Here is a 1,527-nt window from a genome sequence, read left to right on the forward strand (position 1 = left end):
TGCTCAGTGGAGTGTGGGATGCTGTCTATGAGAACTGGCTCCAGTCAAAACTGACCGTCGGCGACCTTATCAATTTGGAAACAGCGTGATGCAGGACTCGTCGAGCGCATCAAGCGGATCGCACCCAACTTGTCGGCAAGCAATTGAAGAGTCCATCGGGATCGACCATCGGGCGGCGTGGAACAAGCGAGCTTGGTCAACTGAGCTTCTTTTTGACCATCGAGTATCGCGGGCGTCGGAGGCATCTCGCGTTGTTTTCTTTCGAGCAAGCTCGTCGGGCCTCGCAGAGCGGCCTGCTTTCGCCAGTTCTCGATTGATCGGGTTGTCGTTCCGACTGCTTCGGCAATCTTCTGGTCTGACCAAGCCGGGCCGCATTCGCTCTCATCGCACTTGAGCATTGCTGTGGCTCGCTGCACTTTCCAGGCAGCGATGTTCAGTTTTCCACGCTTCCCTTTTGCGACTTCGGCAAAGGCTTCGCGTTCATCCGCAGTCAGCTTGATATGATAGATTTTTCGGTTCGACACTGGACCTTCCTTGATCCTGGCAAGTTCGGAAGTGGATTCATGAACTGCTTTATACCCGAACACCAAGCTGCGGGGCAATACTGGCTATTGCACGATATAGAGGGTTCTTCTCGGAATTTAGTGGCACGTATTTTCCGGCATCAGATCGAGTTTGCCGCAGTAAAACAGAATCCTGAGTCGGTAGTTGGCGAAGGAACGAAAGCCTCTTGCGGCTGACTTGATGGATTGAATCTTGCTATTGAATCCCTCGGCCAACCCATTAGTGACATGATGCCGAAAGTAGCTCAGCAGTCCAGGCAGATGCCTTTTGAGCATCCGCGCGACCTTCTTGATTGGCTCCAAGCGACTGCGAATCGCCCAGCCGTACCAAGAACGGAAGAACTCCCCCGCCGTGCCTGAATTCTCACTCAGCCAGAAATGACGAAAGTTCTCTTTGATAGCCCAAGCACGGACCGTTTGAAGATCACTTTTCTGAAGGATCTGCATCTCGACCTGACCGTCCTCATCGAGATTCTCCTCGTTGTACAACAGCAACTGACGCAAGCCCGTCAAGCAATCATCACCCTCGGACCAGCAGTCCCCGGCGACACCCCGCTATTGGGTGGATAGGCGGCATGTGAACTGCGATGGTTGGTTTTTAGAGGGCGTGATCGGTGCCACTGCTGCGATTGTCGGCATCGAGCGTGTCAATTTCACTAAATTGGAACCAGCGGAAAGGAAAAACACTGACTTTCGCGACTCTCGCGACTCTCGAAGCGCACCGGTAGCGTCGCATTCCCCCGGGATTGCTTTTCCGACGCCCCAACGTTCGACTCGCTGAGCGGGTGACTCTATGGCGGTAAGAATTGATTCCGACACCGGTCACTCAAGATGGCATCGAGTATCTCGCAGTAGCTGCGAAAGATGAACGAATCAACGGCACTGCGAAGGCGAGACCAAAGACTGCGGCGCGAACCAAGTTTCGCAAGCACGGCTTGAAATAACGGACAGCACGCTTGCTGAA

Annotated in this window: 2 protein-coding genes; both read right to left on the reverse strand. The window is 53.8% G+C overall.

Features of this window, described 5'->3' with window-relative positions; genetic code table 11:
* Positions 1-44: 44 nt before the first annotated feature.
* Positions 45-524 (reverse strand): helix-turn-helix domain-containing protein, encoded by a 480-nt coding sequence (locus CA85_RS24605; protein ID WP_146394391.1) that lies wholly within the window; start codon positions 522-524, stop codon positions 45-47.
* Positions 525-641: 117 nt separating this feature from the next.
* On the reverse strand, positions 642-1,076 hold the full coding sequence (locus tag CA85_RS24610; RefSeq protein ID WP_146394393.1) for a transposase: 435 nt from the start codon (positions 1,074-1,076) through the stop codon (positions 642-644).
* Positions 1,077-1,527: the final 451 nt, after the last annotated feature.

The organism is Allorhodopirellula solitaria (genome assembly GCF_007859855.1).
In the GTDB taxonomy this organism is placed as follows: Bacteria; Planctomycetota; Planctomycetia; order Pirellulales; family Pirellulaceae; genus Rhodopirellula; species Rhodopirellula solitaria.